The 3,491-nt window shown below is 66.9% G+C and carries 5 protein-coding genes; 3 read left to right on the top strand and 2 right to left on the bottom strand.

Translation table 11 applies throughout. The annotated features are described in order from the left end of the window. Positions 1-33 precede the first annotated feature (33 nt). The gene (locus WBQ44_RS11835) at positions 34-483 is read right to left on the bottom strand and encodes a DUF3093 domain-containing protein (RefSeq protein WP_495566883.1); all 450 of its coding nucleotides are present in this window, start codon (positions 481-483) and stop codon (positions 34-36) included. Positions 484-681: 198 nt separating this feature from the next. Between WBQ44_RS11835 and dut the strand changes: the two genes are divergently transcribed. Continuing rightward, on the top strand, positions 682-1,254 hold the full coding sequence (dut, locus tag WBQ44_RS11830; RefSeq protein ID WP_495566882.1) for a dUTP diphosphatase: 573 nt from the start codon (positions 682-684) through the stop codon (positions 1,252-1,254). A gap of 2 nt (positions 1,255-1,256) precedes the next feature. Then, the gene (locus WBQ44_RS11825; RefSeq protein WP_495566881.1) at positions 1,257-2,126 is read left to right on the top strand and encodes a DUF3710 domain-containing protein; all 870 of its coding nucleotides are present in this window, start codon (positions 1,257-1,259) and stop codon (positions 2,124-2,126) included. 7 nt (positions 2,127-2,133) lie between these two features. On the opposite strand, the gene WBQ44_RS11820 is transcribed toward WBQ44_RS11825, so the two are convergent. Beyond that, on the bottom strand, positions 2,134-2,841 hold the full coding sequence (locus tag WBQ44_RS11820; protein ID WP_495566880.1) for an alpha/beta fold hydrolase: 708 nt from the start codon (positions 2,839-2,841) through the stop codon (positions 2,134-2,136). 149 nt (positions 2,842-2,990) lie between these two features. Between WBQ44_RS11820 and WBQ44_RS11815 the strand changes: the two genes are divergently transcribed. Then, on the top strand, positions 2,991-3,368 hold the full coding sequence (locus WBQ44_RS11815) for an OB-fold nucleic acid binding domain-containing protein (protein WP_495566879.1): 378 nt from the start codon (positions 2,991-2,993) through the stop codon (positions 3,366-3,368). Positions 3,369-3,491 lie beyond the last annotated feature (123 nt).

Below are 3,491 nucleotides of genomic sequence, written 5' to 3'. Positions count from 1 at the left end.
ATCGGATGGGTGACTGTGCGAGGCCGAGGCCGCTTACGAGCGGCCTCCGGGGGTGGGCCGAGCCAGTGCAGCGACGAGGTCCTCGGGACGCTTGGTACTGACCAACCAGTACGGGGTGGGGTCCTCGGGATCGTCGAGAACAACAAGAACCATTCGTTTGACCCAGGTGCGGTGTTGCACGAAGGCAGAGGGATCGAGCTGCCTGCCCAGCGCCGCACTTTTTGCTGTCGCAGGGATGACCGCCGCTTTGGCGATGACATCGAGCGGAAGACGCGCCCGACCCACACGCAGTTCACCGCCTGACCCGTCGCGAACCACCTCCACGGTCATCCGACTCAGCCAGTACAGAGCCCAGATCGGGAACGGCAGAAGCAATACGTACGGAAGCCACGCGCGAAGGCCAGGGGCGCCCATGTGCACCTCGGCGGCCAGCAAGGCACCCACCGCCAGAGCGACGGGCCACCACCAGATCGGCACCCACAGCTTTTCGGAGTGAACGACCGTCCCGGCAGCAGTCGCGAGCGAATCGCGTCTCGAGGCGGTGGGGTCGACGTCGTGTTCCGATTCTTGTGGCACACCTCCAGGGTAGCTGCCGCCCCAGGATCGCCAGTGGGGTGGAGAAGACGCCGGGAGGTGGAGAAGAAGCGAGACGAGTGGGGGAGGCGCGTAGTCTCGGAGCACGTGAGCGACGATCCGACACCAGTTGCAGCCACTCCGGCCGCGTCGAATACCGCGGCGAGCAGTCTTCCCGCCGTTCGATTGACGCGCTTGGACCCCGACCTTCCGCTTCCGCGGCGAGCGCACGAGGGTGACGCAGGCGTAGATCTGCACATCACCACGGATGCGTCGATCGCCCCGGGAGATCGCCTGGTGGTCGGCACGGGAATCGCGGTTGCACTTCCACTCGGAACCGTCGGCCTCGTTCATCCCCGTTCGGGGTTGGCCGCGCGTTCGGGTCTGTCCATCGTCAACGCGCCCGGAACCATCGACGCCGGGTACCGGGGTGAGATCAAGGTGTGCCTGATCAACCTCGATCCACGGGAGACGATCGAGTTGATGCGTGGTGATCGAATTGCGCAGTTGCTGATCCAGAAGGTCGAGCTGGTGTCGTTCGTAGAGGTCGAGTCGCTCGACGACACGACACGCGGCGTGGGTGGCTACGGATCAAGCGGAGGGCACGCAAGCCTGACGCGGCCCGAGAACGACCCGGACGCGGCCACCGCAGACACGTTGATTCGAGAGGAAGAGAACTGATCATGTTCGGACGTCGCAAGAAAGCTTCGGAGCAGCAGGACGAGCACGAGGCCGTGAGGGACAGCGGCGCGTCGGCGCTCGACGATCCGCGCGGTGCCGCCGACCCCGAATCGAACGGGGGAGACGCCGTCTCATCGGACCCCGACATGGGCCCGTTCGACCTCGAGGAGTTGGACGAGGATCGCGAGTCTCTCGCAGCGACGCGTCTGGATCTCGGTTCGGTACTGGTTCCCCTCCCTTCCGGCGGCCAGCTACAGGTGGAGATGACGCAGGCGGGCGCGCCCCAGGCGGTGCACATCGTCACCCAGTACGGCCGTATCACCATCGCGGCGTACGCCGCACCGAAGTCACCGGGCCAATGGCGCGAGGTGGCTACCGATCTGGCGGCGTCGCTTCGGGCAGACAGCTCCGAGGTCGCTGTCGAAACGGGCCCGTGGGGCCGCGAACTGCACGGCGTGACGACGAATGCCGACCTGCGCTTCATCGGCGTCGACGGCTACCGGTGGATGGTGCGCTGCGTCCTGGCCGGCCCCGCAGGTGCGGTAGGCCCCGATTCTCCCCTCGTGAAGATCGCGCGAGACATTTTGTCGCAGTCGGTTGTCGACCGCGGAACCGAACCCCACCCGGTTCGTACGCCTCTCCCCGTCGTACTTCCTCCCGTATTGCTGCAGCAGTTGGCCGCCGCCCAACAACAGCAGGCCCAACAGCAGGCCCAAGAGCAGCAGGTCCAGCAGGCAGCCGCACAACACGCTGCCGCCCAGCAGGGGGCAGTCCAGCAGGGCGCCCCTGCGGCGCAGACCCCACCGGATGGCTCGCAGGAGGGCCCGCGGCGCGGATCGTCCGGATCCGCCATGCAACAGCTCGGCGGCTGACCAGCGTTCAGGCTCGAGCGTGGGTGCGCGACAGTGCGTCCATCGCGCACCGGCCGAGCACTCCCGGATCCCGACCGATCTGGTCCAGCGTCACCGACGCCAGCGCAGAGCCCTCGATCTCGCGGTGCCAGACCTCGGCGACGTCGAACGGGTGTACAGGATCGTCGACGGCTCCCACCAGCGCTGTCGGCACCCGCACGCGCCTGAGTTCGTCGACGCTCGGCGCCGTGTAGTCGGCCACCTCGCGAAGTGCGCCGGGCAGATCCGGCCACTGCGAAGCCCACGATCTCGTGAGAGTTTCGGCGAGCCAGGGCGGCGTCGACGACGCCATGGCTGCGGTCGCCGGGCCGAGGCCCTCGGTGTTCAACCGGTGTGAGGTGAGGCGAGCACTCAGAGCCGCCGGTGCGTCGCCGGCGACCCCGATCCACGGTGGCAGTGCGGCCAGCACGGCGACGACTCGATCCGGGTGCTCCAAGGCCCACGACATCGCGACGGCCGCGCCGATGGAAATTCCGCCCACGATGATCGGGCCGTGTTCGCGCGCGGCGTCGTCCAGTGCGCGCTCGTACCCCGCGATCACTCCCGTCGGGTCGGGATCGACTGTCTGCGTTGTTGTTCCGGCGGTCGCGAAGGCGGAGGCGAACGCATCTGCCGCGAACCGGGCGTCGGAGCCCGCACCTGGCAGGACGACAGCATGTACGGACCGAGTGCTCATGTCCGGAGATTCTGCCTTCACAGCCGATTCGGTCACAGTGCCAGGGCATTGATGAAGGCTGGTTGGCCACGGCGCAACCGCAGGTCTACAGTCGGTAGTACACGCCGTCAGACGTGGCAAACACCGTCGTAGATGCTCCAGGAGCGCACATGGCACCCGCTGCCGCAGGATACTTTCGGAAACTCACGCGGAAGCTGACCGAGGATGTCGATCAACTCGACGCCCAGGAGATGGCGGAGTCGTCGGAGGCGTCCGGTGCTCAGCGCGCATGCGACTGTTCGCGCGGCGACGAAGTCACCATGCTCGGCCGTCTCCGCAGCGTCGACGCCTGTTCGAAGGCCGCCAACGCCAACATCGAAGCCGAATTCTTCGACGGCACCGATCCCGTCACACTCGTATGGATCGGTCGTCGCAAGATCCCGGGAATCGAACCAGGCAAAACCGTTCTCATCCGTGGCCGCGTGGGCGAACGCGACGGCCGCAAGATCGTGTACAACCCGTACTACGAGCTTCGCGACGACTCCTGACACTTCGGTCGTGCCGGGCGGACGAGAGTCGCCCGGTGAACGGCACCCTCGGCATATGGCACCCTCGACATCGTGACTGACAGTGACGGCAGCAGTGCCGAACGCAGCGAGGCCGGACGCAGC

Source organism: Rhodococcus sp. (in: high G+C Gram-positive bacteria), assembly GCF_049591685.1.
GTDB lineage: Bacteria > Actinomycetota > Actinomycetes > Mycobacteriales > Mycobacteriaceae > Rhodococcoides.
The sequence above is the reverse complement of the archived record's forward strand: the minus strand, read 5'-3'. Positions and strand labels throughout refer to the sequence as shown.